Origin of the sequence: Candidatus Defluviilinea gracilis (assembly GCA_016716235.1) — a bacterium.
In the GTDB taxonomy this organism is placed as follows: domain Bacteria; phylum Chloroflexota; class Anaerolineae; order Anaerolineales; family Villigracilaceae; genus Defluviilinea; species Defluviilinea gracilis.
In genome coordinates, this window is record JADJWS010000001.1 from 707,529 (window position 1) to 733,169 (window position 25,641).

At 52.7% G+C, this 25,641-nt stretch carries 26 protein-coding genes; 10 read left to right on the forward strand and 16 right to left on the reverse strand.

The window, feature by feature from the left end; translation table 11 throughout:
• Positions 1–97: 97 nt before the first annotated feature.
• A complete protein-coding gene (locus IPM31_03325; protein ID MBK9006002.1) occupies positions 98–1,168 on the reverse strand; it encodes a hypothetical protein in 1,071 nt (356 codons plus the stop codon).
• A gap of 2 nt (positions 1,169–1,170) precedes the next feature.
• Entirely contained in the window at positions 1,171–2,220 is a 1,050-nt protein-coding gene (locus tag IPM31_03330) for a hypothetical protein (protein ID MBK9006003.1), read from the reverse strand.
• A 524-nt stretch (positions 2,221–2,744) separates the two neighbouring features.
• Here IPM31_03330 and IPM31_03335 point away from each other — a divergent pair.
• The 3 genes from IPM31_03335 to IPM31_03345 are packed head-to-tail and all read left to right on the forward strand — an operon-like array spanning position 2,745 to position 7,475.
• Entirely contained in the window at positions 2,745–6,719 is a 3,975-nt protein-coding gene (locus IPM31_03335; protein MBK9006004.1) for a DNA polymerase III subunit alpha, read from the forward strand.
• Between the two features lie 53 nt (positions 6,720–6,772).
• A complete protein-coding gene (locus IPM31_03340) occupies positions 6,773–7,069 on the forward strand; it encodes a hypothetical protein (GenBank protein ID MBK9006005.1) in 297 nt (98 codons plus the stop codon).
• A complete protein-coding gene (locus IPM31_03345; GenBank protein ID MBK9006006.1) occupies positions 7,044–7,475 on the forward strand; it encodes a type II toxin-antitoxin system VapC family toxin in 432 nt (143 codons plus the stop codon). The genes IPM31_03340 and IPM31_03345 overlap by 26 nt, the downstream gene beginning before the upstream one ends.
• A gap of 2 nt (positions 7,476–7,477) precedes the next feature.
• On the opposite strand, the gene IPM31_03350 is transcribed toward IPM31_03345, so the two are convergent.
• Positions 7,478–8,275 (reverse strand): AAC(3) family N-acetyltransferase, encoded by a 798-nt coding sequence (locus IPM31_03350; GenBank protein ID MBK9006007.1) that lies wholly within the window; start codon positions 8,273–8,275, stop codon positions 7,478–7,480.
• A gap of 1 nt (position 8,276) precedes the next feature.
• On the reverse strand, positions 8,277–9,050 hold the full coding sequence (locus IPM31_03355; GenBank protein ID MBK9006008.1) for an enoyl-CoA hydratase/isomerase family protein: 774 nt from the start codon (positions 9,048–9,050) through the stop codon (positions 8,277–8,279).
• A 64-nt stretch (positions 9,051–9,114) separates the two neighbouring features.
• Between IPM31_03355 and IPM31_03360 the strand changes: the two genes are divergently transcribed.
• Both IPM31_03360 and IPM31_03365 read left to right on the forward strand, forming a co-directional pair.
• The gene (locus tag IPM31_03360) at positions 9,115–9,468 is read left to right on the forward strand and encodes a DUF1304 domain-containing protein (protein MBK9006009.1); all 354 of its coding nucleotides are present in this window, start codon (positions 9,115–9,117) and stop codon (positions 9,466–9,468) included.
• Positions 9,465–10,070 carry a DUF998 domain-containing protein gene (locus IPM31_03365; protein ID MBK9006010.1) on the forward strand — a complete coding sequence of 202 codons (606 nt, stop codon included), beginning with the start codon at positions 9,465–9,467 and terminating at the stop codon, positions 10,068–10,070. The genes IPM31_03360 and IPM31_03365 overlap by 4 nt, the downstream gene beginning before the upstream one ends.
• A 270-nt stretch (positions 10,071–10,340) precedes the next feature.
• Here IPM31_03365 and IPM31_03370 read toward each other — a convergent pair whose 3' ends face one another.
• Positions 10,341–11,012, reverse strand: a complete 672-nt coding sequence (locus IPM31_03370; protein MBK9006011.1) for an HAD-IA family hydrolase — start codon at positions 11,010–11,012, stop codon at positions 10,341–10,343.
• Between the two features lie 46 nt (positions 11,013–11,058).
• Between IPM31_03370 and IPM31_03375 the strand changes: the two genes are divergently transcribed.
• A complete protein-coding gene (locus tag IPM31_03375; GenBank protein MBK9006012.1) occupies positions 11,059–13,152 on the forward strand; it encodes a GAF domain-containing protein in 2,094 nt (697 codons plus the stop codon).
• 16 nt (positions 13,153–13,168) lie between these two features.
• Here IPM31_03375 and IPM31_03380 read toward each other — a convergent pair whose 3' ends face one another.
• Entirely contained in the window at positions 13,169–13,300 is a 132-nt protein-coding gene (locus IPM31_03380; GenBank protein ID MBK9006013.1) for a 2-oxo acid dehydrogenase subunit E2, read from the reverse strand.
• Positions 13,301–13,463: 163 nt separating this feature from the next.
• Between IPM31_03380 and IPM31_03385 the strand changes: the two genes are divergently transcribed.
• Positions 13,464–13,784: a hypothetical protein gene (locus tag IPM31_03385; GenBank protein MBK9006014.1), complete on the forward strand. Its 321-nt coding sequence runs from the start codon at positions 13,464–13,466 to the stop codon at positions 13,782–13,784.
• A gap of 131 nt (positions 13,785–13,915) precedes the next feature.
• Here the strand turns inward: IPM31_03385 and IPM31_03390 are convergent, their stop codons facing one another.
• The 6 genes from IPM31_03390 to IPM31_03415 form a co-directional block, all read right to left on the reverse strand.
• Positions 13,916–14,581, reverse strand: coding sequence for a dienelactone hydrolase family protein (locus IPM31_03390; GenBank protein ID MBK9006015.1), 666 nt, complete (start codon positions 14,579–14,581; stop codon positions 13,916–13,918).
• 9 nt (positions 14,582–14,590) lie between these two features.
• Positions 14,591–15,178 (reverse strand): GNAT family N-acetyltransferase, encoded by a 588-nt coding sequence (locus IPM31_03395; protein MBK9006016.1) that lies wholly within the window; start codon positions 15,176–15,178, stop codon positions 14,591–14,593.
• An 86-nt stretch (positions 15,179–15,264) separates the two neighbouring features.
• Positions 15,265–15,732, reverse strand: coding sequence for an isoprenylcysteine carboxylmethyltransferase family protein (locus tag IPM31_03400; GenBank protein MBK9006017.1), 468 nt, complete (start codon positions 15,730–15,732; stop codon positions 15,265–15,267).
• Between the two features lie 68 nt (positions 15,733–15,800).
• Positions 15,801–17,021, reverse strand: coding sequence for a 2-oxo acid dehydrogenase subunit E2 (locus IPM31_03405; protein ID MBK9006018.1), 1,221 nt, complete (start codon positions 17,019–17,021; stop codon positions 15,801–15,803).
• 35 nt (positions 17,022–17,056) lie between these two features.
• The gene (locus IPM31_03410; GenBank protein MBK9006019.1) at positions 17,057–17,512 is read right to left on the reverse strand and encodes a four helix bundle protein; all 456 of its coding nucleotides are present in this window, start codon (positions 17,510–17,512) and stop codon (positions 17,057–17,059) included.
• A 154-nt stretch (positions 17,513–17,666) separates the two neighbouring features.
• Positions 17,667–20,066: a transketolase gene (locus IPM31_03415; GenBank protein MBK9006020.1), complete on the reverse strand. Its 2,400-nt coding sequence runs from the start codon at positions 20,064–20,066 to the stop codon at positions 17,667–17,669.
• Between the two features lie 61 nt (positions 20,067–20,127).
• On the opposite strand from IPM31_03415, the gene IPM31_03420 reads away from it, so the two are divergent.
• A complete protein-coding gene (locus IPM31_03420; protein ID MBK9006021.1) occupies positions 20,128–21,264 on the forward strand; it encodes a PLP-dependent aminotransferase family protein in 1,137 nt (378 codons plus the stop codon).
• 77 nt (positions 21,265–21,341) lie between these two features.
• Here the strand turns inward: IPM31_03420 and IPM31_03425 are convergent, their stop codons facing one another.
• Positions 21,342–21,986 (reverse strand): hypothetical protein, encoded by a 645-nt coding sequence (locus IPM31_03425; protein MBK9006022.1) that lies wholly within the window; start codon positions 21,984–21,986, stop codon positions 21,342–21,344.
• Between the two features lie 155 nt (positions 21,987–22,141).
• Here IPM31_03425 and IPM31_03430 point away from each other — a divergent pair, with 155 nt between their 5' ends.
• Positions 22,142–22,594, forward strand: a complete 453-nt coding sequence (locus tag IPM31_03430) for a GNAT family N-acetyltransferase (protein ID MBK9006023.1) — start codon at positions 22,142–22,144, stop codon at positions 22,592–22,594.
• Between the two features lie 56 nt (positions 22,595–22,650).
• Positions 22,651–23,829, forward strand: a complete 1,179-nt coding sequence (locus tag IPM31_03435) for an FAD-dependent oxidoreductase (protein MBK9006024.1) — start codon at positions 22,651–22,653, stop codon at positions 23,827–23,829.
• A 109-nt stretch (positions 23,830–23,938) separates the two neighbouring features.
• Here IPM31_03435 and IPM31_03440 read toward each other — a convergent pair whose 3' ends face one another.
• The 3 genes from IPM31_03440 to IPM31_03450 are packed head-to-tail and all read right to left on the reverse strand — an operon-like array spanning position 23,939 to position 25,412.
• Positions 23,939–24,739, reverse strand: coding sequence for a hypothetical protein (locus IPM31_03440; protein ID MBK9006025.1), 801 nt, complete (start codon positions 24,737–24,739; stop codon positions 23,939–23,941).
• Positions 24,740–24,744: 5 nt separating this feature from the next.
• Complete coding sequence (locus IPM31_03445) at positions 24,745–24,939, reverse strand: hypothetical protein (protein MBK9006026.1); 195 nt, start codon at positions 24,937–24,939, stop codon at positions 24,745–24,747.
• A 53-nt stretch (positions 24,940–24,992) separates the two neighbouring features.
• A complete protein-coding gene (locus tag IPM31_03450) occupies positions 24,993–25,412 on the reverse strand; it encodes a hypothetical protein (protein MBK9006027.1) in 420 nt (139 codons plus the stop codon).
• Positions 25,413–25,641 lie beyond the last annotated feature (229 nt).

Below are 25,641 nucleotides of genomic sequence, written 5' to 3' on the forward strand. Positions count from 1 at the left end.
TGAGTTGCTTAAAGTTGCATTATCTAAACTGTTGGTATATTTACAAATCTTTACAACCTACATTCTGAACGAATGGAAAAAACAAAATGTATTCAGATTAATTACTGTCTTTCTTGACAGTTTGTTTTGTTGAATGTGGCTTTTCTTTTTCATCACTACCATCATCTTCTTTCGAAGACCCAGACATTGAACCAGCGATCCACCTAAATGGTAAAAATATCGCTTGAATAGGCGTAGTAATAACCCATTGCAATAAATCTATTGCGATATAGACTATCCGATAGAGGATGTCAACAAAAAACGGCAGGATGGATCCTAAAATGGTGGCAAGGTAATTAACAATATATAACACTCCGATTAGAGCCCAGCCAACCACGACAAATAAAACTAGAATACCTCTGATAGATTCTAAGAAGGTGATCGCGGCGGCGAGCGCGCTGTTGATCGGTACCAACCCAAACAAAACCCAGTTTAGCAAGCCATCGAGAAACGGGCTGGAATCAAGCCTTCCTAATTCGATCAAACGGAAGAGCGCCCAAGCAATTAATGTGAGCAAAGAAAGCAAAGTTACTAGTAATGCCACACCTTGTGCAAGGGCTCTTGTCTGCCTATCTCTTTCAGACCAGGGGCTGAATTCGCTGGAAGAGCTTCGAATTTCAAATACGAGCGCCATGCCGATGATCAAGGCAAGTAACGAGCCGCCAAATACAGCCAAGTCAAATCTTCCGAGTATTTCTGGGAGTTCGCCTGCCCATAAATCTAATACAACCAAGGTGTTTGCTACTGCAATAGCATCCGCAAGAACGAAGAATAAGAAGCAGGCGAGCAGTATCAAGTATCCCAGTGTTCTAAATGGATGATCTTTGGAATAAATGAGTCCAGTGAGATTGATGAACCATCTGGAAACAACCTTTATTAAGTCAGTGAATGGTTGTTTGAGGGTATCTCGAAAGCCATTAGCAACATCTTCGAGAAATTTTCGAGGATAAAAAGGAACATTATTAGGTTCAGGGTCTTCCTGGAAGATCACTGGTTTAATCACAATCTTGCCCAGTCGTTCAAAAACAGGCCGCCATCTCTCGGTCCACGCGATACAAATGATCAGCCACACCGCCATAACTACCCAAAAAGCTTGGGAGTTCAACAAGTTGTAAAAGATCTCAGCCATGGTTATTTACCTCCAAAGTAGTTTAGGAGAAATGCTTCAAGCCTTTCTCCATTAAGATATTCTACTGATTTGACGCCATAGGACTCGAAAAGAGGTGTCCATTTATCCTGGATCTCTTTGCAACTAGGCTGAATAATATCTTCGCACTGAGCCAACACGGAAATAACCTCGACATTTTCTAAATTAATGTGCAGGTAATCTGGAGTTTCACCTCTCCAGTCGGTGAGATTATCGAAAATCAACAGAATGCATCGGTCATAATTTTTGCATTGATTTTCAAAATCAATTGTTACATGCGAAAGCCCTTCGTACACGTTATTAGGCGCGAAGGGGGTCTCTAGCACAGCCACCTTGGTTTCTCTTTCGAGTCTTGCGGATTCGACCTGAGTTGCTATTTCTGCGGCCTCCGCCTGCTGGGTGATGCTCCATTGTGTGGCGGTGGCTTTGTATTGGTCGTCGTAAGAAGTTTTATGGCAAAGATCTTCAAACGCCAGTTGGGTGGCTGTCGCAAAATGAGCGGTTGAGGTGGCGTTATATTGATTTTTAGCTTCCTGATGCTGAAGAACAGCGTCCGATGTTGTTGGGGTTGGAACTGCAGTTAATGTTGTATATGGTCTTGGAGTTGCTACGAGTTCAGGTGCATTCGTTATTTTTGAAGAATATCTATCCAGTTTCGCCGCCTCATAACTTCTGAAGCCCAACGAGAAGATTGAGAATTGGCTGCCTGTACCGAGGATTTTTGGAAGTACGTTGCCAATATAATCTAGCGCATCCCCGGTTTTATCACCAGATAAATACTCTAGAGTTGCCGCATCTGTTGTATTGGGATCAAAAAGGACCACAATAAACGATGGGGTAAGTTCAAGTTGGTCGAGGTTCTCTAGGCTTACATCTGGACAGATTCTAGGTGTTGGTGATGGTATTGTTTGGGTAGGTGTAATTCCAGTAAGCTCTGAAGCCCCGGGGAATTGACAACTTGATAGAATTAGAGAAAACGAAAATATTGCCCCTGCCAAAACTCGAATAACCATTGCTGTTTTTGAACTGTTCATAAAACCCTTCTAAACCAATGTTGTATGGTTATAAGTGGTTCACTGTTCGCAAACTCTTCCTTTGTTCTACACTTTCAGCCACCGCTTAATTGGTTTTGGAACAAAGACTGGCAAAACACGTACTTTATGTTATAGGAGGAGTGTTGGTTAATTACCCTCCACTGTTTAACTTTTAAGGATTATACGCATATTTTTTTTTTCGCAAGCCCAACTAGCTACCAAAATGTTTCAGTCTGGGTTGCGACTGGTAGGTAGTTAAATTAGTCGTAATGGTAATTTTAAGCCTATTATCTTTCTAGGGTAATCGCATTTGAAAATCTCGAGGCTCAAAACACGGTGTTTTGCCTTCGAATCCGCTAATCTGCGCGAATTTTTCCGAGAAAGGTTAGCGTGAATTCGTGAGGATTAGCGGACAAAAAATCCAAATGCGATTGCCCTAATTATCTTTCTGTCCTCGAACACCCGTGCTATAATACCCTCAACCCCAATTCTCTAGTCCTCTAATCCTCCAATCCTCTGCTCTCATGTCCTTCACCCACCTCCACGTTCACACCGAATACTCCCTGCTCGACGGCTTCTCGAACATCAAGAAACTCGTCAAGCGCGTGAAGGAGTTGGAGATGCCTGCGGTGGCGATCACCGATCACGGCACGATGTTCGGGGTGATGGATTTTTACAAAGCCGCGACGAACGAGGGGATCAAACCGATCATCGGCGTGGAAGCGTACATGGCGGCGCGGACGATGCAAGACCGCGATTCGAAACTCGATAGAACCTCCTCTCACTTGTTGTTGCTCGCTGAAAATGAAACAGGTTACAAAAACCTGCTCAAGATTTCCTCCGCCGCGCAACTCGACGGCTTCTATTACTATCCTCGCATTGACCATGACCTGTTAGCCAAACATTCCGAGGGAATCATTGCTACGTCGGGGTGCATGTCGGCTGAGATTCCGCGCTTGCTGTTGGATGGGAATCACGAGGAAGCCGTCAAGCGGATGAATTGGTATTACGACGTCTTCGGGCGCGATAACTTTTTCATCGAACTGCAACAGCACAACATCAAAGAGATCACCGACTTAAACAAAAAACTGCTCGAGATGGGGATGAAGTATTCGGCGAACTACATCGCGACGAACGACGTGCATTACATCAATCAGGATGACGCCCGTTTGCAGGATATTATGCTGGCGATCCAAACCCAGTCGCTTCTTTCGGACCCCGAGCGGATGCGCATGAGCGACGACTCATACTACCTCCGCACGCCCGAGGAGATGAGTCGACTCTTTGCTGAGGTGCCCGAGTCGTTGAGTAACACGCTCCTCATCGCCGAACGCTGTAATGTGGACTTATCGTTCAAGGGCTATCACTTGCCCGAGTTTCCCGTCCCTGATGGGTTTACGGTGGCAAGTTATCTCCGTCACCTCTGCGAGGACGGGGCGAGGAAAAGGTATGGGGAGTCGGCGACCAGTTCCAAAGTCCGCGAGAGAATCGAGTATGAGTTGGGCGTCGTCAACAAAATGGGATTCGACGCCTACTTCCTCATCGTCTGGGATTTGTGTCGTCACGCGCGTGAAAATGGGATTTGGTACAACGCGCGCGGATCTGCCGCGGGTTCGATCGTCGCGTATGTGTTGGAGATCACGGTCGTTGACCCGCTTCAACATGATCTGCTGTTCGAGCGCTTCTTGAACCCTGGGCGCATCTCGATGCCCGATATTGATTTGGATTTTCGTGACGACCGCCGCTCGGAAATGCTTGAATACACATCGCGCAAATATGGGAGCGATAAGGTCGCGCAGATCATCACGTTTGGGACGATGGGAACGAAAGCCGCGTTGCGCGACGTGGCGCGTGTGATGGACATCCCATTGCCTGAAGTGGATCGTGTTGCAAAACTTGTGCCGTTCGTTTCGGGTCGCAACACCACAATGGAAGACGCGCTCGCGATCCCCGATTTCAAAAAGATCTATAACGAACAACCGCATCTGCGTGAATTGATTGACACCGCCGCCCGCATGGAAGGGACCGTGCGCAACGCAGGGACTCACGCGGCGGGCGTGGTCATCTCTGATAAGCCGATGATCGAATACCTGCCGTTGCATCGCCCGACCTCTGGCTCGGAAGAGACGCCGATCAAAACGGTGACGCAGTTCGAGATGGGCATTCTCGATTCGCTCGGTATGTTGAAAGTGGACTTCCTCGGGCTTATCACGTTGAGCGTCATGGCGAAGGCGTGCGATTTGATCGAGAAACGTCACGGCGTGAAATTGGATTTGAACAACATTCCGCTCGACGATCCGAAATCGTTTGAGATCATGGGCGCGGGGCAGACCGCTGGCTTGTTCCAAGTGGAAGGCGGCGGCATGACGCGCTGGATCGTCCAGATGAAGCCGAAGACGCTGGACAACATCATCGCCATGGTCGCGTTGTATCGCCCAGGTCCGATGGCGTTCATCCCCGATTACATCGCGCGTATGCACGGCGAAGCGGACGTGGAATATCGTCACCCCTCATTGCAACCAATCTTCCAAGATACATTCGGAATCCCCGTTTATCAAGAACAATTGATGCGTGCCGCCGTCGAACTCGCGGGATACACGCCATCTGAATCGGATGAATTGCGCAAAGCGATCTCGAAGAAGATCAAACAAGATATTGATAAACATCGCAACAAATTTGTCACGGGCGCGGTGAAGCAGGGGATGGAACAAAGCGTTGCCGAATCCATTTACAGCGATTGGGAAGAGTTTGCGCGTTATGGATTCAACAAATCTCATGCGGCAGACTACGGCGTCATCGCCGTGCAGACCGCCTATCTCAAAGCCAATTATCCAACCGAATACATGACCGCGTTGCTTTCGGCGTCTGCGGGACAGACCGAGAAAGTCGCCTTCTATATTTCAGACGCGAAGAGCATGGGTGTGCCGGTTCTGCCGATTGACATCAATGCTTCGGGCTGGGATTTTGAAATTGAAAACCCTTCAACGAGTTCAGGGCAAGAAAAACCCAGCATCCGTTTCGGGTTAGGCGCGGTAAAAAATGTGGGGCAAGGCGCGGTCGAATTAATTCTCAAAGAGCGCGACCAAAACGGGACGTTCAAAGACCTCAACGAGTTTGCGCGGCGCGTCGATCTTCGCGCGGTTGGAAAACGCGCCCTCGAATGTCTCATCAAAGTCGGTTCGATGGACGCGTTCGGCAACCGCGCCGCGTTGCTCGCCTCGCTCGATCGAATCGTTTCGATCAGCAATGCGCACTTCCGCGCGGCAGATGCGGGGCAGATGAGTCTCTTCGGCACAACAACGGGCGTCGTCGAGGAAATCACATTGCCCGAAGTCAATAATGTTGATAAACGCGAGATGCTCAACTGGGAGCGCGAACTCATCGGCTTATATATTTCCGATCATCCGCTCACGCCGTATCAAAAAACGTTCGCGCAGATCGTCAGTTATTTTTCGGGTCAACTCGGCGAAGCCTCGCACGAAGAAAAAGTCCGCGTGGCGGGTCTCATCACCAACGTCCGCCCGTACATGACCAAGACCAACAAGCCGATGGGTTTCGTCACGCTCGAAGATATTCAAGGCAACATCGAACTCGTGCTCTTCCCGCGCACGTGGGAGAAAACGCGCGAGCAACTCACCGTTGGTCAGATCGTGATCGTCGAAGGCAAAGTGGATGGAAACTCCACGCCGCCAAAAATTTTAGTGGATGCGGTGCGGACGGAGATCAAGATTCTCGAATCATTGGATGACGCTTCGTCTCCGCTCAGCGCGAAGCCGCCTCTCTCTCAGGGTCAGCCTGCTTCGCCCTCGCAAGCGACTCCACAACCCAAGCCGACTCCTGTCACGCCGCTCAACATCAAGTCCACGCAACCGAAGCCGATGGCGCAACAAAAGCAGACGCCGCCTCCAGTGATGGTTCCTCAAGTTGCCGAATCCACGCCTGCTTATGAAGTAGGGCGAGATAGTATCTCGCTCTACAGCGAACCTCCGCCACCCGATAACTTCCCCGATGGCTGGGACAATGAATGGCAGCCCTCATTCGAAGAGGGCGCGATTGCGTCCAAGCCTGAGCCGAAGTTCAAGAAGAGTGATGAAGTCACGCCGCCGCGCGTCGAAGCGATGACTGCTCAAGTTGAGAGTCAAGATGAGACGGGCGACCAAGATGACGCGGCGCGCGAAGCGGTTGTCACATCCCTCAAATCCATTTACACCACGCTGGTCAAAGAGGAAGACCAGAAACATCCGCCGAAGCAAGTCACGGTGATGCTGCGCTCGACGGGCGACAAGGAACGCGACCGACGCAGGATCAAAACCATCTATGGCACGCTGATCTCATTCCACGGGCGCGACCGATTCAGTTTTCAGATTTTCGAGAACGGGTCAGGTCACTTGATTGACTTCCCCAACGACACCACGCGCGTCTGCCCAGAAATGCTCGACCGCCTCAAGAAGTTGATCGGCGAAGAAAGCTGGCGCGTGGAGGAGATCACGTTTCAGTAGGGCGGTTTGACGTATGCGCATGTGGGTGTGTATAATGCGGGGAAGGAGCCAGAATGCAAAACTTGCAACGAGTGAATCTTTTGTTGGAACGACGCCAGCGCGAAGCGTTGGAACGTCTCGCCGCGCAAAAGCATCGCAGTGTGAGCGATCTGGTGCGGGAATATGTCACTGCGGGTTTGCGCGAAGACACTGATGCGCGCAAGGAGCGCGCGCTTGCCTTAGAGCGCGCCCGCGAATTGAGCGCGCGTATTTTGAAACGCCGCAAGGGAAAGCCGCTTACCGATTCAGTCAAACTCTTGGAACAAGCGCGAGAGGAGAGGGTGAATGAACTACTGGGTCGTGGACGCTAACATCGCCGTCAATACGATCACGAGGATGACCGACAGCCTTTCGCAATTCTGGGATCGTGTTGATCGTGAACAAATTACCCCGTGCGCGCCGCGTTTGTGGCTGAGCGAAACCGCAACGGCAATCCGTCAGCGGGTGGTCATAAAAGAAATGTCTTCGGAAGATGCAGAACAAGCCTTGCGAGACATCCACGCCTTGCGCTTTGAAATCATGGATGAAGACGAAGAGCTCAGCCTGCGCGCGCTCGAATGGGCTGGCAAACTTGGTCAATCGAAAGCGTATGATGCTTTTTATATGGCGTTGGCTGAAAAACTGGTTGCTGACTTTTGGACGGCAGACGAGCGGCTCGCCAACCGTTGTCGCAAAGACCTGAAATTGAAATGGGTTCATTCGATCAGCGAATTGTGATTTCACCCCATAGCGTATTTTCCCCGCACGGCGTTACACATCAAACAATCATCCCGCTCGCACAACAAGGCGAGCGGATCGTTTTTAATTAAAGCCATCGCCACATCGATAACACGCTTGATCGGTATGGCTTCCACAAAGGACTTATCCAACTCCACGCGGACCGTGTCCTCTTTGAGGTGTGACGCGATGGCGCCGAACCCGCCCGAATCGCCGGGATAGTTGTGACATTCCACTGTGCGATCGCCGACCAACGCCCAGCGGATGAACTGCTTTCGCCCTGCAAGTTTCTCCGCGTAGTGGATGCTCGTGTTGGAGGCGTGGTTTTCATTGATGAGGATGACCCAACCATCGCGCTCCATCAACGCGCCGACCGGCGCCAGCGGATCGTCGCGCAATTGAGTGTTCAGGATCTCGTCGGCATGAATGCCTGCAAACGAAAGAATGGGATGCGACGATCGTTTTGCCTCTTGATGATTGCGCAACGCTTCGGACAATATACCCATCATCGGGTCGGCGCGCAGGCTGGGCGTGAACGTGGTGGACATTTCATTGGGGATATCGGGCTTGCCATAGATCATGCCATTATTGGGCGGTCCGTTCGGCGGCGTAACCATCGAATAATATGTGAACGTGGGCATGACGATGGTATTGAACGTCCCCATCAGGGCGCGCAAAATCGCATCCGCGCCGTCTTGAATATACCCGAACGGCTTGAGTGAAGCGTGCGCGATCACCGGTTTCTCCGCCGGAATGTTCAGGTCTTGAAACAGATTTTTCAGTTCGATATAGTCCACCATTTCATTTCCCCTTCCATTGCGGGTTGCGTTTCTCCGCGAAGGCGCTCATGCCTTCCTTTTGATCTTCTGAATTGAACAAGTTGTAAAAAATCTGTTTTTCCTCGGCAAGCCCATCCTTGAGGAACGATTCATACGAGTAACTGATCGCCTGCTTTGCCGCGCGGACAGCCAACGGCGCGCGCGCGGCGATCTCCTCGGCGAGTTTCAACGCGTCGTTGAGATAATCGCTCACAGGCGCGACTCGATTCACCAATCCGAAATGAAGCGCTTCCTGCGCGTTGATCTTGCGGTCATTGAGGATCATTTCCATGGCGAGGGCTTTCCCCACCACGCGGACGAGTCGTTGCGTGCCCCCCGCCCCGGGGATAACGCCCAGGGTGATCTCAGGCAAACCAAACTTGGCGGTATCCGAAGCGACGATCATGTCGCACGAAAGCGCAAGCTCGAATCCGCCTCCCAGCGCCCAGCCCGACACCGCCGCGATCACCGGCCTGCGGATCGCGCGAATCCTTCCAAACACGGCGATATGATCCTCGCGCGTCATTTGCATGGCAGATTTATCCGCCATCTCTTTGATATCCGCCCCGGCGGCGAAGGCTTTCTCGCTACCCGTAATCACCATCGCGCCGATCGCCTCGTTTTTATCGAAGGCGTCCAACGCATCCATCAGTTCGGTCATCAGCGCGTGGTTCAACGCGTTCAAGGCCTGCGGACGATTCAACGTGACCAGCCCAACGCGCCCGCGAGTTTCAACAAGAATGGATGTGTATGCCATACTTCCGATTATAAGGGAGAACAGCCGTGCTGTATAATCGCATCAACCACAAAAAGGAGTTTTCATGAACCTCGCCGCCAATCTTCTTGTCGCTCTCGTTGCCGTGTTGCACCTCGGTTTTCTCGCGCTCGAAATGTTCTTCTGGGATCATCCCTTCGGCAGAAAAACATTCAAGATGACTCCCGAATATTCCAAAGCCTCCGCCTCACTCGCCGCGAATCAAGGATTGTATAACGGCTTCCTCGCGGCAGGCTTGATCTGGGGTCTGCTCGACGGCAACGCCTCGGTCAAAATTTTCTTCTTAGCTTGCGTCGTCATTGCGGGCATCTACGGCGGACTCACCACGCGCAAAACGATCCTCTATATTCAAGCCTTGCCCGGGCTGATTGCGCTTCTCGCGGTGTACCTCACGCGATGATCAAACGCGCCGCGCGCGTCGGCATGATCGGCCCGATTCTTTTCGCAACGGTTGTTACCCTCCTCACCATCCTCAAATTCGACTTTCTCCTTTCCATCGGCTGGCATCCGATTCACGCTCCCACCTTCGATTGGCCCAGCGGACTCGCGCTCGGCGACTTCGGCTGGATCATGACCGCGACTTTCCTCCTCAGCGGATTCATGCTGGCGGTCTTCGCTTCCGGACTCCGCCTCAGCCTGCCTCGCACATCGTTGACCGATCCCGCCACCCTCGCGTTGACTCTCGCCGGGCTTGCCCTCGCCGGTCTCGCGTTCACCACCGACCCGACGATGCGCTCCACGCCCGCCACCTGGCACGGACGTTTGCATGACCTCTCGTTCGTCCTCCTCGGTCTCACCCTCATGCCCGCGATGATCCTGCTTGGCTTTGCGTTTCAAAAAGATTCGCGCTGGAAAAATTTATCCGCTTACACGTGGATCACGGTTGCGCTGGCGCTTCCCACCTTTTGGCTCAAAGGCGCGGCGTTTTATATTTTTATGTTGGCTATGCTGGTATGGAGTGAAGTTGTCGCGCTACGAATGAAATCAATTATGAAGAGATAAACCCCGAAGGGGTGATCTGATTCTAGCCTTGGACGAAAATTTCACTAACCCCGAAGGCGTCGCGTGGCGCCGTGGCGACAGATGACATAAATTTGCAGCCTCTGACACCCCTTCGGGGTTGAATGTGTTGACACATCCTTCAATACTATAATCATTTGACCCCTTCGGGGTCTGTGGGTTATTGCTCAGTTTAATTGTTAACCTGCAATATGCGCTCTTGCGCAAGAACAGCCTGAAGCGCGAGACGCTTCGCAGTCTCGCGCTACGGAGTTAAGTAAGTTGAATTAATTTGTTTGCAAGTTCGCTTGTCGTTTCCAGGATCACATCCGCGCCGAAGCGCAACAACTCCTCTTTTTCCCCAAAGCCGCACAACACGCCCGCCGTCTGCGCCCCCGCCGATTTGCCGGCGCGCATATCTACGGTGGTATCGCCGATCATCAAGCATTCCTCAGGCTTCACGCCCATTTTTTTTGCCGCAAGCAGAATGGGATCCGGGTAAGGCTTTGTGTGTTCGGCTGAAAGCCCCGTCACGATTGCGTCGAAATATTTCACGAGATCGAATTGCTCGAGAAAGCGCATCGTCCCCTTTTCGTCGCGCGCACTGACCACCGACATCGGATATTTCCCTTTGAGTTGCGCCAGCATCTCGTTCACACCGGGCACAAGCAGAAACTTTTTCGCAGTCTGCCGCCGATGCCGCGACATCCAATCGATGACCGCCACCATTGCATCGTCGATGCCGAACGTGTCGGCGAACCCAAGCAGAGCGTTGCCGGGCGCCTCCGCCCACATCACAAAGCGCCGCGCCGCATGGTCGGGGTTGCCAAATAGAAATTGGGGAAAGAAGCGCCGGACTTTTTCCTTATACAGATCATCGGTGTCGCTGAGGGTGCCATCCACATCGAAGCAGAGGGCTTGGATACGCGCGAGGTCGAGAGACATGGGGCAATTGTACCGTAAGGGATTGTGCTATACTTTGGCAACACGTATGTCGAAAAACGAACAAGATCGCACGCGCGCTCTTCTTGAACTGCTTTACAACGTCAGCCGCGAGTTGGCGACCGCGCTCGATTTGCGCACGGTATTACAGCGCGTGTTATACGAAGCCATCCAGAACGTGGGCGGCGAACGGTGCAGTGTGGTTGTATTGGACGACTCAGGCAAAGCCGTAGACGCGACCATTGTGTACGGTTCGCAAGTCCACGAGCATACCACCCAGCAATTGCGCGATACGATGGAACGCGGGCTGGCGGGCTGGGTGATCCGCAACAAGCGCGGCGTGTATGTTCCCGATACCAGCAAAGACGAGCGCTGGTTAATGCGCCCCGACGATACGCTGAATAAGACCGGGGTGAAATCTGCCATCTGCGTGCCGTTGCAGGCGCGCGAAAAATTAGTGGGGGTTCTCACGTTGGTGCATACTTCGCCCAACGCTTTTACCACCGAACAACTCGACCTGATGCAAGCCATTGCGGACCAGGCAGGGATTGCCATTTTGAACGCGCGCTTATACACCGAAAGTCAGCGACAGGCGCGCGTGATGACCGCCCTCGCCGAAGGCGCGTCGTCGATGAACGTTTCGCTTCGCATGGAAGATCTGCATAAACGCATCCTCATCCAGTCGATCCAAGCGTTGCAGGTGGAAACCGCCGCGCTCGGCATGATCGAGGACGAGCACGTTGTCTTTCGCGCCGCAACCGGGCAGAACGCGGGATTGATCCTCGGCAGGCAAATTCCACTGGGCGTGGGCATTGTGGGTCATGCGGCGCGCGATGGGCGCGGCGTGGTGGCAAACGATCTCGCCCATGAAAAGGATTTCCACAACGAAGACCGATTCGGCGGCATCGACATGCGCGCCCTGCTCGTCGCTCCGATTCATTCGCAGGGGCGTGTGATCGGCGTTCTTGTGGCGGTCAACCCCGTTGCGAAATCCTTCGACCCCGACGCGTTGCTCGTGATGGCGGGCATCGGCGGCTTGGCGGGGTCGGCGATCCAGAACGCGCAATTGTTCGAGAAACTGCAAGCCGCGCACCAGCGTTACCGCGAGCTATTCGAAGACAGCATCGATCCGATGGTCATCACCGATTGGGAAGGGAAGATGCTCGAAGCCAACCGCCAGGCGGTGTTGTTGAGCGGCTACACAGACGAGACTCTGCGCGCGCTGAGCATCGACCAACTTCACGAGGTGAACTGGAACAAAACAGGGATGGAATTCGAAACCCTGCGCGAGAACCGCATGTGCACGTACGAATCATCCTTGAGCAGGGAGGATGACGCGCACGTGCCCATCGAAGTCCACGCGCGGCGCATCGAGTTCGAGGAAGCGGACGCCATCCAGTGGATCCTGCGCGACATTACCCAGCGCAAGGAATTGGATGGTTTGCGCGGCGATCTTACCTCGATGATCTATCACGACCTGCGCTCACCGCTGGCGAACATTTCTTCGAGCCTCGATATTTTGTACACAATGGTGCCGGAGAAAGACCGCGAGACTGTGCTTGCTATCATCAAGATCGCCGAGAATTCCACCGAGCGCATCCAACGCCTCGTCAACTCGCTGTTGGACGTGAACCGCCTCGAGTCGGGTCAACCTGTGGTCAACCAAAAACCTGTGGATGCGCTGACGCTCATCCAGCAGGCGGTGGTGGATATGCAACCTGTGGCGGATGGACGCCGGCAGAAGCTCGAATCTCTCCTGCCCGCCTCCCTCCCGTCCATTTGGGTGGATGAGGATATGGCGCGGCGCGTGTTGATCAACCTCGTGGAAAATTCGAGCAAGTTCACCCCCACCGAAGGCGAGATACAGGTTGGCGCGCTACACGAAGACAGTTGGGTCCATCTGTGGGTAAGGGATACCGGCCCCGGCATTCCGCCGGCGGAACAGGAACGCGTTTTCGATAAATTCACGCGCATGCGCGGCTCGAACAAGCCCGGGCTTGGAATTGGACTTGCCTTCTGCCGCCTCGCAGTGCAAGGGCACGGGGGCAACATCTGGATCGAAAGCGATTCAGGCCGGGGCGCAACATTTCACTTTACGTTTCCCGTGGCGACGATGGAACAATCGGCGCCTCACGCGGAATAAAGTTGCCTGCCTCGTTCTAACTCCACTCTTCCAACGTTTCTTTCACCTTCATCAAAAAGTGATCCGCCGAAGCGCCATCTAAAATGCGATGGTCGAACACGAACGAAAGATACACCATCGGACGGACGGAGATTTCTGACGCTGGCATGCCTTGCCGGGCTTGGAACCTTGAATCGCATGGATTCCTTCCTGTTTTTTGCGCCGGCGCTTGCCTATGAATTCATCTCGCGCCATCGCAATTGGAAAGGCGTACAGACATTGTTCATTGGATTCCTGCCGTTCCTGCTCTGGGAGTGGTGACAGCGGCTGGGATGGTCGGCTACTATGCGGGACCCAATGTCCACATTGTGGATAGTTGGGCATTATACGACCCCCTGCTTGCAAGAATAAAAAACGACGAATCCAATCCGCGCATTGGTCATTTCACCCGCCGACCGGTGGATGGATACATTGAAACCCTGCAAACCGGGCTGAATCAAATCAGCGACCCTGCGTTGGCGCGATATTACGACAAATTGAAAATCGTCATCAGCGGAGATCTATGGTCTTGGGAGAGACTGAGAACTATTTGGGAAATGAACACCGGGAAGTATGACGACCTGCTCGATACGTATTCACAAAATAGGGAATAGATTTTATACGTAACAGGGCAAAAATCTTTTGGACGCAGACAACGCTGATTACGCTGACTCAAAAAGGAAAAATCTACGTTTTCTGCGTGAATCAGCGTCCCGTTTTTTTGGATTGAGTCTAATTCCTCTTTTTATTTCACGTTCTGCTTCAGAAACTCAAACGTCCGTTCCCACGCCAACTGCGCGGAAGCGGAGTCGTATTCGGGGCGATCAGACTCGACGAACCAGTGGGCAACCCCGGGGTAGATGTGAAGCGTCGCGTCCACGCCTGCCTTTTTAAACTCCGCGAAGGTATTCTCCACATACTCGTTCGGCTCCCACTCGTCGTTGTCGCTGTAATGCCCCATCACTTTGGCGGTGACCTTTCCATACTCGATGCCTTCGTTGCCGTAGAAGAGGACAACAGCCGCAATTTGTTCGGGTTTGTACGCGGCAGTGATCAACGCCCATGCTCCGCCCATTGAAAAACCAACCACGCCGATCTTGCCGTTTGTCAATCCGCGCAAATGATCCTTTGCCGCCATCACCGTATCGCCGACGAGTTGACCGTCGCTTTTTTCCATTAACGCTTTGGCTTCCTCGATCGTCTTCGCAATTTGACCATCTCGCAAGTCGGGCGCGAGCACGGTAAACCCCTGCTCGGCGAGTCGGTCACACGTCTCTTTGAAGAACGGTTTGAGTCCCCACCATGCGTGGAGAAGGAGAACGCTAGGTCCGCCATTGTCTGGCGCGGCGAGATACGCGTTGACTTTCTTTCCGTTCACATCAAGTTGGATTTCAGATTTTTGGATGGACATGTGATTCTCCTATTTGATTTTGTAACGCATGATCAATTGCGTTTCAGAAGCGCGACCCGCTTCCACAAACCCAACCTCGCGGAAGGCGGAGGCAATTCCCATATAGCCCGCATAACTGTTTAGTTTTTGCCCAGCCAGTTTTTCGGTTTGCATGTCAATCGGATAGCCCTCGACGATCTTTGCGCCATGCTTTTTTGCATATGCCACCGCGCCGCGCAACATCTCAGCCATCAAGCCCTGCTTGCGAACGGATTTATCCACAAAAAAGCAAACGATGGACCAGACAGGCTTCTCGTCCACGCGTTTGAGAATGCGAGAATTTTCGAGCGCCAGATAATTTTCACGCGGACCTACCGAACACCAGCCAGCAGGCTTGCCATTCACATAGGTAATCAACCCAGGTTCCTGTTTCTTTTCAGTCATCTGACGAAGGATTTCTCTTGTTCCCCCGCCGCGTAATTTTTTGAAATCCGAACGATCCAGCCGCCAGAACATGCACCAGCATCCCGCATACCCGCCATGCTCGCCAAACACAGAGACCATATCATCCCATCTTTTCATCGTTAACGGTAGGACTTCAATTTTGCTTTTAGGCATGTTCGTTTCCTTTGCCCGATAATAATAGAACGTATATTCTATGTCAAGGATAAAAATAAAAGACGGTTTGCCGCCGTCTTTTGGATTTACACCCACCGCCTCACACGGAACTTGTAGCCTGTGTACGCCTCCCCAAACTTTTTCTCCAGATAAGTCTCTTCGTGTCGAATCACCAGATTGTTCATCAGCGGAATGAACACAGCCGCAAGCGGAATCCCCCACACATTCCCAAACGCGAGCGGAAAGCCGATCAGCATGAACACCATGCCGAGGTAGATCGGATTGCGCGTGAAGCGATACACTCCGCTTGAAACGACTGCCCTCACCGACCCATGCGGATTGACCGTTGTCCGCGCTTGCGTGAAGGCAAATAATGCCGACAACCCAAGCAGGAAACCGACGCCCGCCAATGCCAAACCGATGTTTTTAAATAACGGCGAAATGACAATCGGTAAAGCGATAAACCTTCCCAGCAACCAAGCAATGAAAATATGAATCACCAACAACACAGGCGGATGAATCTTCACACTCGCATGATCTTTGTGTTCGCTCATAAACCCAATTCTCCAATTCTCTATTTCTCTAAAATCTCTAGTCTCTAATCTCCAGTCTCTCTTTCCCCTCAACTCCAATTTTCGAGAGTCTCCTTCACCTTCATCAAAAAGTGATCCGCCGACGCGCCATCTAAAATCCGATGATCGAATACGAACGATAAATACACCATCGGGCGGATGGCAATCGCGTCATCAATAACTACCACGCGCTTCTGCATCGCGCCGACGCCAAGGATTCCGCATTGCGGCTGGTTGATCACAGGAAACGCGAATAATGATTCGCCAGTGCCGTGATTGGTCAGCGTGAACGTTCCGCCCTTCACCTCGTCTGTTTGCAGTTTCTTCGCGCGGGCTCGATTCGCCAGGTCATTGACCGAACGCGCCATCGCCAGCAGGGACAAATTATCAGCGTTCTTGATCACAGGCACGATCAATCCTTCCTCTCCCAACGACGTTGCCATGCCGAGATTGACCGCCTTGTGCACCAGCACGCCTTCATCCGACCACGACGAGTTGACGATGGGATAACTCTTCAACCCCGCAACGATCGCCGTCATGAAGTACGCGGTGAAGGTGAGGTTGACTCCATCGCGCGAGAACATTTCCTTGTTGGCTGAGCGATGCTTCGACACGCGGCTCATGTCCGCTTCCATCACCGTCAACACATGCGGCGACGTGTGTTTCGACATCACCATATGTTCCGCGATGGACTTGCGTATGGGAGAGTGCTTGATGAGTTGGTCGCCTTCTATGGGTTTCAAGGTTGCAGGTTGAAGGTTGACAGGTTGACCTGTGACTTTCGACTTTCCACTTTCTACAAACGCCAGCACATCGTTTTTCGTGATCCTCCCATTCAATCCCGTCCCAGCCACGTTCTGTAAATTCACCCCATGCTCTGCGGCAATTTTCGCCACAACAGGAGAGATAAAGCCTAAATCCGTACCGCGTACTGCGGACTGCGTAACAGGTTGCGAAACTGATGACTGGTCACTGCTCACTTTTGCCTTCACTTGCGGCGCACTTTCCACTCCTCCACTTTCCACCGACTCCCCCTCCTTCCCAATGAACGCCAACACCGCCCCCACCTTCGCAGGGAGTCCCTCCTCCGCCATGATCTTCAACACCGTCCCAGACGCGGGCGCGGGGATTTCGGTGTCCACTTTGTCGGTGTTCACCTCAAGAAGCGGCTCCAACTCCTTGACCGAGTCGCCTTCCTTTTTCAGCCATTTGATGACAGTAACTTCCTCAACGCCTTCGCCGAGTAGTGGGACAAGTACTTTAGTTGCCATTTTTTCTCCAGTTACAAGTGATCAGTAATCGGTGATCAGTCATCGGTGTCTTCATCGTCAGATTCTGTGAAATAGACAGCGGCTTCTTCGCGCACACCTCGCGGAGGTTCACCGCAGAACATATCGGCTTTGTCCATCATGCCATTCAGCATTCGTCCGATTTCAAGGCATTTTGCGACCAACTGGTCGTTTGTCTTTTGGTCAATATAATCACAATCCATTGCCGTTCCTATCCAATGTTGGGTTTCCATCTGCTCGCCATCGGAGTCGGTCAGTTTGCTGATGAAATGTTTTTCGTAACGCCGCTTCGCCCATGATTCCGCGATGTTCGCCCCGATCGAACGCGATGAACGGCGGACCTGATCAGTGAGCGAAAACTTCTCATCGTTCGGAAACGACTGCGTGAGTACCTTGATCTCTTTTGCCAATGCTCGGCATTTCTGATACACGATCAAATCACGAAAACTCTCCGCATGTTTCAATCCGCTCATCTCAACCTCCATTTACACTGATTACTGTTCACTGTTCACTGTTCACTGTTCACTGTTCACTGTTTACTGTTTACTGATAACTGCTCACTGATAACTGCTCACTGATAACTGCTCACTGATAACTGCTCACTGATAACTGCCCACTGATAACCGTTCACTTAATCACTGGATACTTCCCTGGATCAACCTCATTCATCATCTCATAAACAGCATCAAAGATCGTCTCCGCATTCGGTTTACTCCAATAATCGCCATCTGAACCATACGCGGGACGATGCGCCTTGCCGCTCAACGTGCGAGCGGGCGAATCCAAATGGAAATACCCGCCTTGCTTCTCGATCACTTCCTGCATCATATACGCGGACGTTCCGCCTGGCACATCTTCGTCCAAGAACAACACGCGGTTGGTTTTCTTCAACGAATCAACGATCTTTCCGTGAACATCGAATGGCAACAGCGACTGCACATCCACGACCTCAACTTCAATGCCTGCTTTGGATAACTTGTCCGCCGCGTCGAGCGCAATGCGGCAACACGCGCCGTATGTGACGAGCGTGAGATCACTTCCTTCACGAATCACCTCAGGCACGCCGAGCGGGACAGTGAACTCGCCGATGTTATCGGGCAATCGTTCTTTCACGCGATAGCCGTTCAACACCTCAACGACCACAGCAGGCTCATTCGATTTCAACAGCGTGTTGTAAAAACCTGCGGCGCGAGTCATATCGCGCGGTACCAACACATTCATGCCATGCAGGAGATTAATCAATCCCGCCATCAACGAACCCGAATGCCACACGCCCTCCAAACGATGTCCGCGCGTGCGAACAATCACAGGCGCGGCTTGTCCTCCCGCCGTGCGCCAATGCAGTGTCGCCAGATCATCCGACATGATTTGCAGCGCATACAAAATGTAATCGAGATATTGAATTTCACAAATGGGTCGCAGTCCGCGCATCGCCAAGCCGATCGCCTGCCCCATGATCGTCGCTTCGCGGATGCCCGTATCGCTCACGCGCAGCGCGCCATATTTTTCCTGCATCCCCTTGAAACCTTGATTCACATCGCCAAGAAAACCAACGTCCTCGCCGAACGCGATCACGCGCGGGTCGCGTTCCAGAATCGAATCGAACGCGGCGTTGATCACTTCAAACCCCATCATCGTGGGCGACGATGCCGAATAGGCGGGCTTGATCTCCGCAACCGAACCAGCCGTCCCGTCGTACAGATGCGAACCGTAGCGCGTCTCGTTGATCGCATCCTGTTCATTTTTCCATTGGATTAAAACCTGCTTGGATGGATTCGCCTCGTCGCGCAGGATTCGCAAGGCTTCATGCGCCGCGCTGTGGACATCCCGCCTCGCCACCGACGGGAGATTTGCCAGCCGCTCTCTGAGCCGACTCAACGCATCGGCATGACTCGAACTGCCCGCGATCTCATCGAGCATATCCATCACTTGTCCGCGCTCCTCGAGGATCGGGTTGAGGAACGAATCCCATGCGATCTTGCGAATATTTTCGACGATCGCGTAATCTTCGCTTTCCCATTGCTTGAATTCTGTTTCGGTTGCGATCTTCTTTTCGATCATCCACGTTTTCATTTTGTGGACGCCGTCGAATTCCTCTTCGAACTTCAACCGTTCGGCAGATTTATATCGCTCATGCGAGCCGCTCGTGCTGTGACCTTGCGGTTGTGTGACCTCGGTGACATGCACCAACGCAGGGACGTGTTCCTCCCGCGCGGTTTCCGACGCGACGCGAAATGTTTCGATCAATGCGGGATAATCCCACGCCTTGACGCGGTAGAGGTCGTATCCGTTTTTTGATTCGGAGTTTCGTTGAAAGCCTTCGAGCAGGTCGCCCACATTGCCCTTGGTCATTTGATATTCGTTCGGCACCGAGATGCCATAACCGTCGTCGTAGATCGTGATGATGGCGGGCGCTTTCAACACGCCAATCGCGTTGACCGTTTCCCAAAACATCCCCTCCGCGGCAGACGCGTTGCCGATGCTTGCCCATGCCACTTCATTTCCGTTGCGCGAAAACTGAGTGAATTGTTTGAGTTCATCAATGCCGCGATACAAAACCGATGCGTACGCCAGCCCGACCGCCCGCGGCATCTGCGTGCCAGTGGGTGACACGTCTGCCGCAGTGTTGTATAACTCGGTCTGGTTTTTCCAAGAACCGTCCGCGTTGATAAAGCGGTTGGCGAAATGCGCGTTCATCGAACGTCCGCCCGTGTTGGATTCGTGCTCCACATCCGCGTGGGCGTACAACTGGGCAAAAAATTCCTGGATGCTCATGACGTTAAGCATGAACATCCAGGTCTGGTCGCGGTAGTAGCCTGAGCGCCAATCTCCCTTGCGGAAGTGCCGCGCAATGGCGATGTTGATGATCTCTTTGCCGTCCCCAAAAATGCCGAACTTTGCCTTGCCGCTCAACACCTCGCGCCGCCCGATGAGCGAAGCCTGCCTGCTCTGATAGGCGAGGCGGTAATCCTTGATAATCTCTTCTTTCTTGAGGGGAAGTTGATCCGAACCCTTCTTTTGTGGCATGAAGCGTTCTCCTGAGATTGGGTTGGAGGAGATTATAACAAACCCAATTATACTTGCGGCTATGAATCCTTTCTCTATCATCCAAACTTCTATCCCGCCCGATGTTATTGACCTCGGGTTGGGCAACCCGCCGCTTTCGTTGTTGCCGCTCGATATGATCCGCGAATCCGCGCAACAGGCGTTGGCGCACAGCGACAGTTCTATTTTGCAATATGGAACTGAACAGGGCAATGGGCATTTCCGCGCGGCGTTGGCGGAATTTCTCGGCGGTGGCTACGGCTTTTCGGTGAACGCCGATAACCTGTTCGTCACAACGGGCATCTCGAACGCGCTTGACTTGGTCTGCACATTTTTTACGAAGCCCGGCGACACGATTCTCGTCGAAGAGCCGTCTTATTTTTTGGCGCTGCGGATTTTTGCCGATCACGGATTGAACGTCATTCCCGTCGAGACCGACGAAAACGGACTCGTCCCCGCTTCTCTCGCAGGGACGCTTGCCTCGGCCGCGCCGAAATTTCTCTACCTCATCCCGACCTTTCAAAACCCGACAGGCTACACCCTCCCGCAGGGACGCCGCGAAGAGATCGTGCGACTCGCGGAGAAACATAACTTCCTCATCGTCGCCGACGAGGTGTATCAATTATTGAATTACTCGCAACAGCCGCCCAAACCTTTCGGCGCATTCGTGGACTCGAGGCACGTCATCTCGCTGGGATCGTTCTCGAAGATCCTCGCCCCCGGTCTGCGCCTCGGCTGGATGCAAGCGCACGCAGACATCATCCACCGTTTCGCCAATAGCGGACTCATGGACAGCGGCGGCGGGTTGAATCCGTTCACATCCGCGATTCTGCGCGGGATGATCGAATCAGGCGGGTTGGGAAACAATATCGCGAGGCTAAAGCAAATTTATCTGAGTCAAATTCAAGTGATGGACGAAGCGTTGCGTCGTCATATTCCCCAAGCGAAATACGAAGTCCCGCACGGCGGATATTTCTTCTGGCTGAAATTCCCCGAAGGCATAGACGTCGGCGCGCTTCGCAAAGGAGCAGGCGCGTTCAACGTGGATTTTCGTCAAGGCGCATTATTCTCTAGCAGTGGCGGGTTGAAAAATTACATGCGGTTGTGCTTCGTGATGTACGAAGCAGACAAGATCGAAGAGGGTGTCAAACGCATTGCTGAATGCGTGAACACAAAATAATCACCGCTAAGCGCGCGAAGGGCGCCAAGAAAACCTTTTAAAACTTTGCGGACTTAGCGTGCTTCGCGGTAAAAGAATTAATCTGCGGTGGCTTCAATAACTTCAACTTCGGGTTGATGCGGCTTGACGTTGAACAACTTGAACGCCCACTGCACCGAGGGACCGATCAACAGCGCGAAGACCACCGTCCCGAACCCCAGCGGACCTCCCAACACCCAACCGATCAACACAACGATCACTTCGAGCACCCCGCGCGCGAGGCGGATACTGACTCCAGTGACGCGATGGATCGCCAGCATCATGCTGTCACGCGGACCCGCGCCCGCGTCCACGCCGATGTAGACGGCGGTTGCGATTCCCTGCACGAGAATGCCTGCGAAGAAGAAAACAATTTGCAAAAATAAATTTCCAGTGACTGAGGGAATCAACCACAAGCACAGATCGAGCCACGGACCGATGCTGAGGATATTCCCCAACGTGCCCCAGCCTACTTTTTCGCGCAATACCAGCGCGAGGATCAACACCGCGAACCCAACGAAGACGGTCATCCTGCCGATGGTGATTCTGAAAATGTCTGCCAGCGCGATCTCGAAGACCAGCCAGGTGGTCGTGCCGAGGTTCGCGCGAATGACCAGCGCGAGCGCGAGTCCGTAAAGCAGAAATCCGATTTGAATGACAAAGAAGTCGCGTATAAAAGTATTCCAACGAATGGGTTTGAGCATGAGTCTCCTTGTATGTCATTGCGAGCCCTTCGGCAGGCTCAGGATAAACTCCGCGAAGCAATCTCCTGCAATGTATTGGGGATTGCTTCGGGCGGAGGAACACCGCCCTCGCAATGACATGATAGAGATACTATCACCCATGATAAACTTACGCCATGCAGAAAATAGTTGAGGCGCATCGCGGACAATTCACGATCAGCACCGATCATTCACGCCTCGATGTAGATGCCATCTGCGAATTTCTCGCACGCGCCTACTGGGCAAAGGGACGTCCGCGCGAACGGACAGAACGCGCGTTGGAAAATTCATTGGTGTTCGGCTTATATGACGGCGAAAAACAAATTGGTCTCGCGCGCGTCGTCACGGATTACGCGATCTTCGCGTATCTCTGCGATGTGTTCATCCACGAAGAGTACCGCGCGCGCGGACTTGGCAAGTGGTTGATGGAAACTGTCCACAGCCACCCTGATCTGCAAGGTCTGCGCCGCTGGACTCTCGCCACACGCGACGCGCACGGGTTATACAAACAATTCGGCTGGGATGCGCTGGGCAACGCTGAAAATTGGATGGAAATTTTTCGTCCGTTCGCGGGAGAGGGAAGAGATTAGGTTGTCGTTTCGTCAATATGGAAGATTGATCACTTCAACTTGACGAAAGGGTAACCATGAAACACTACAAATACTTGATTATCGGCGGCGGCATAGCTGGCGACGCGGCAACGCGCGGGATCCGCGAATTGGACGCGGACGGTTCAATCGGACTCATCAGCGCGGAGCCCGACGCTCCATACATGCGCCCGAATCTTTCAAAGGGATTATGGAAGGGGCGACCTCTCGAAAAGATCTGGCGCAAGACCGAAGAGCGCGCCGAATTATTGCTGGGGCGCACCGTCACCGGGCTTGACACAACGAAAAAAATAGTCAACGACAACAAGGGAGGCGAATATACCTACGATAAGTTATTAATCGCCACCGGCGGCTCGCCGATCCGTTTGCCGTTCGGCTTGGTCGATATCTCCTACTTCCGCGATCTTCAAGATTATCAGCGTTTGCGCAAAATGGCGGATGAAAAGAATCGCTTCGTTGTCATCGGCGGCGGGTTCATCGGCTCGGAGATCGCCGCCGCGCTCACGATGGTCGGCAAACAAGTGACGATGATCTTCCTCGAAGACGCCATCGGCGGGCGCGTTTTCCCCAGCGACCTCGCACAGCGCCTCAACGAGTATTATCGTGAAAAAGGCGTGGACGTGATCGCAAACGATTCAGTGGCGAGCATTCAAATGGACGGAGACCGCCTCACCGTCCAGACGGGAAGCGGCCGCGCCATTGAAGCAGACGGCGTCGTGGCGGGAATCGGAATCCGCCCGAACGTGTCGCTTGCGCAGGAGGCTGGTCTGAACGTCGAGAACGGAATCGTCGTGAATGAAAATCTGCAAACGTCCGCGCCCGATGTGTACGCGGCGGGCGACGCGGTCAACTTCTTCCACACCGCATTGGAAAAACGCGCCCGCTTGGAGCACGAAGATAATGCCGTAGCGATGGGCAAACTGGCGGGCAGGAACATGGCAGGCGCAGGCGAGACATACAACCATATCCCAATGTTCTATTCGGATCTATTCGATCTTGGATACGAAGCGGTGGGCGAGATGAACAGTGAAATGGAAACTGTCGCCGACTGGAATGAGCCTTTCAAAAAAGGCGTGATCTATTATCTTGCCGATGGACGCGTGCGCGGCGTGTTGTTGTGGAATGTGTGGAAAAAACTTGGCGAAGCCCGCGCGTTGATCGCGGATCAAGGTCCGTTCAAGGCGGAGGAGTTGAAGGGGAGGATCAAAAGCGAATGACGATAGGCGATGGACGATAGACGATAGACGATGGACGATAGACGATAGACGATGGACGATGGACGATAGATGATGGAAGATGGTCTATGGTCAATCGTCCATTGTCGAGCTATGCCAACTTCTGTGGATACAAAATCCCCGTAACATCATCGTGCAAGCGCACTGCCTCAGGCAGGGAATGAGACGCGCCCACCTGCTCGACCAGTTTGCACACGCTGAAACTTCGGCTCGCGCTTTCATATTCGCTTAACCAGCGTTGAAATTCCGAATCATCCCCCATACGCGGATAGGTTACCTTATAACGAGGTATGTTCATACGCGATGGTTTCGGTGTAAGGCGGGCTCGAAAACACCTCTGCTTCAAACATAAGGTTGTATACAAAGAATCGCAATTGAACTCGTTCATCATGGCTTTGGTCAATGAGCTGGTCGGCTCAAAATCATCCCCCAAAACAATCACCCTTGCGCCTTGATATGTTTCATAGATACGAAATGCATATTGCGCGTATTTCGTTGCCGCCAGCGTTCTAACCATATCGAAAATTTGATCTTTGGGCGGTCGGGAATCCTTCTTTTTGAAGAGGTTCATCAACCCAGCAGGTTTCGGCTTGTCGATATCGAGGATCAGCATCCTGGCACTGTTCAAAACTTTTGCCCCGTAACGATTACGCGTGATTAAATTATTCGGGTCGATTTCTTGAAGTAATTCCTCCCGAATTTCCACCTCATAAGTTTCAAGTTTATAGCGTTTACCGGCGATTTTGAGTTTAATGCGTTCCGCTTTTTGGTCCGCTTGGATCTTCGCATCCTCCACTGAAATATTGGAACCGCCATAACAAATAAATTCAACTTGCTCACGACCATAGAGAGTCTTATAGGTTTCAGCAGTCCAATATTTGTAGATTTTCATTTTCCCTACTTCTCATCCCCCAGACTTGAGATCGCCCGCAAGAGACCGAACACGAGCATGCCGAGTTTCAATCCCTCGCCGGCGGTCAGGGCGGTTTCGCTTTCGTTCTTCTCCGCGCGGCGGTTGAGGAGCAACGCGGCGATGAGACCGGCAAACGCGCCGATGAGCGCGCCGGTGAAGAGAGTTTTGCTTTTGTTCATATTTTTCTCCAGAAAGACCTCACAGGTCTCGTAGACCTGTGAGGTCTCTTTAATTATTTCCTTCCAAAAAATGCCTTGATGCTCGCGCCGATGCCATCGAGGAACAGCACGGGCTTGACCGCCATCTCCGTTCCGCGTTTGATGTAACTCGCGGCGAGATGGACGTAATCTTGCGCGAGACCGGTGTAGGTGGGCGTGATTCCCAGCAACCGCTTCATCAAGTAGACCAGCGCGACAAGCAACGCGAGCAACACCACGCCTGCGACCATGACCGGGATCACGATCCAGATCGTGGAGATCGCCGCCCAGCGACCCACGTCGCCGCCTTGGTTGAAGGTGGCGATGTTGATCAGCACGATCAACGCGACAAAAAGAAGCGCGCTCAGTATCACAGGCAGGAGAATCTGCCACGTCAATTCTTTGCGATGGCGTTTGTATGATTCGTGAACAGGTTGTGGAATTTTGGCTTTCATTCAACCGTATTTTAGCACATCCCCATTTTTTAAACCGCCAAGAGCGCAAAGGGCGCGAAGAGTTAAAGTTTTTCTTTACGATCTTCGCGCTCTTCGCAGTGAGTGAACTTAAACACACAGAGCGATTCGGACGTGCCTCGCCCAGGCACGCCAGAACCGCTCCGGCAAAGGAGGTGGACTTGACCGAATTTTTCATCGAGACCTCACAGGTTTTAAAAACCTGTGAGGT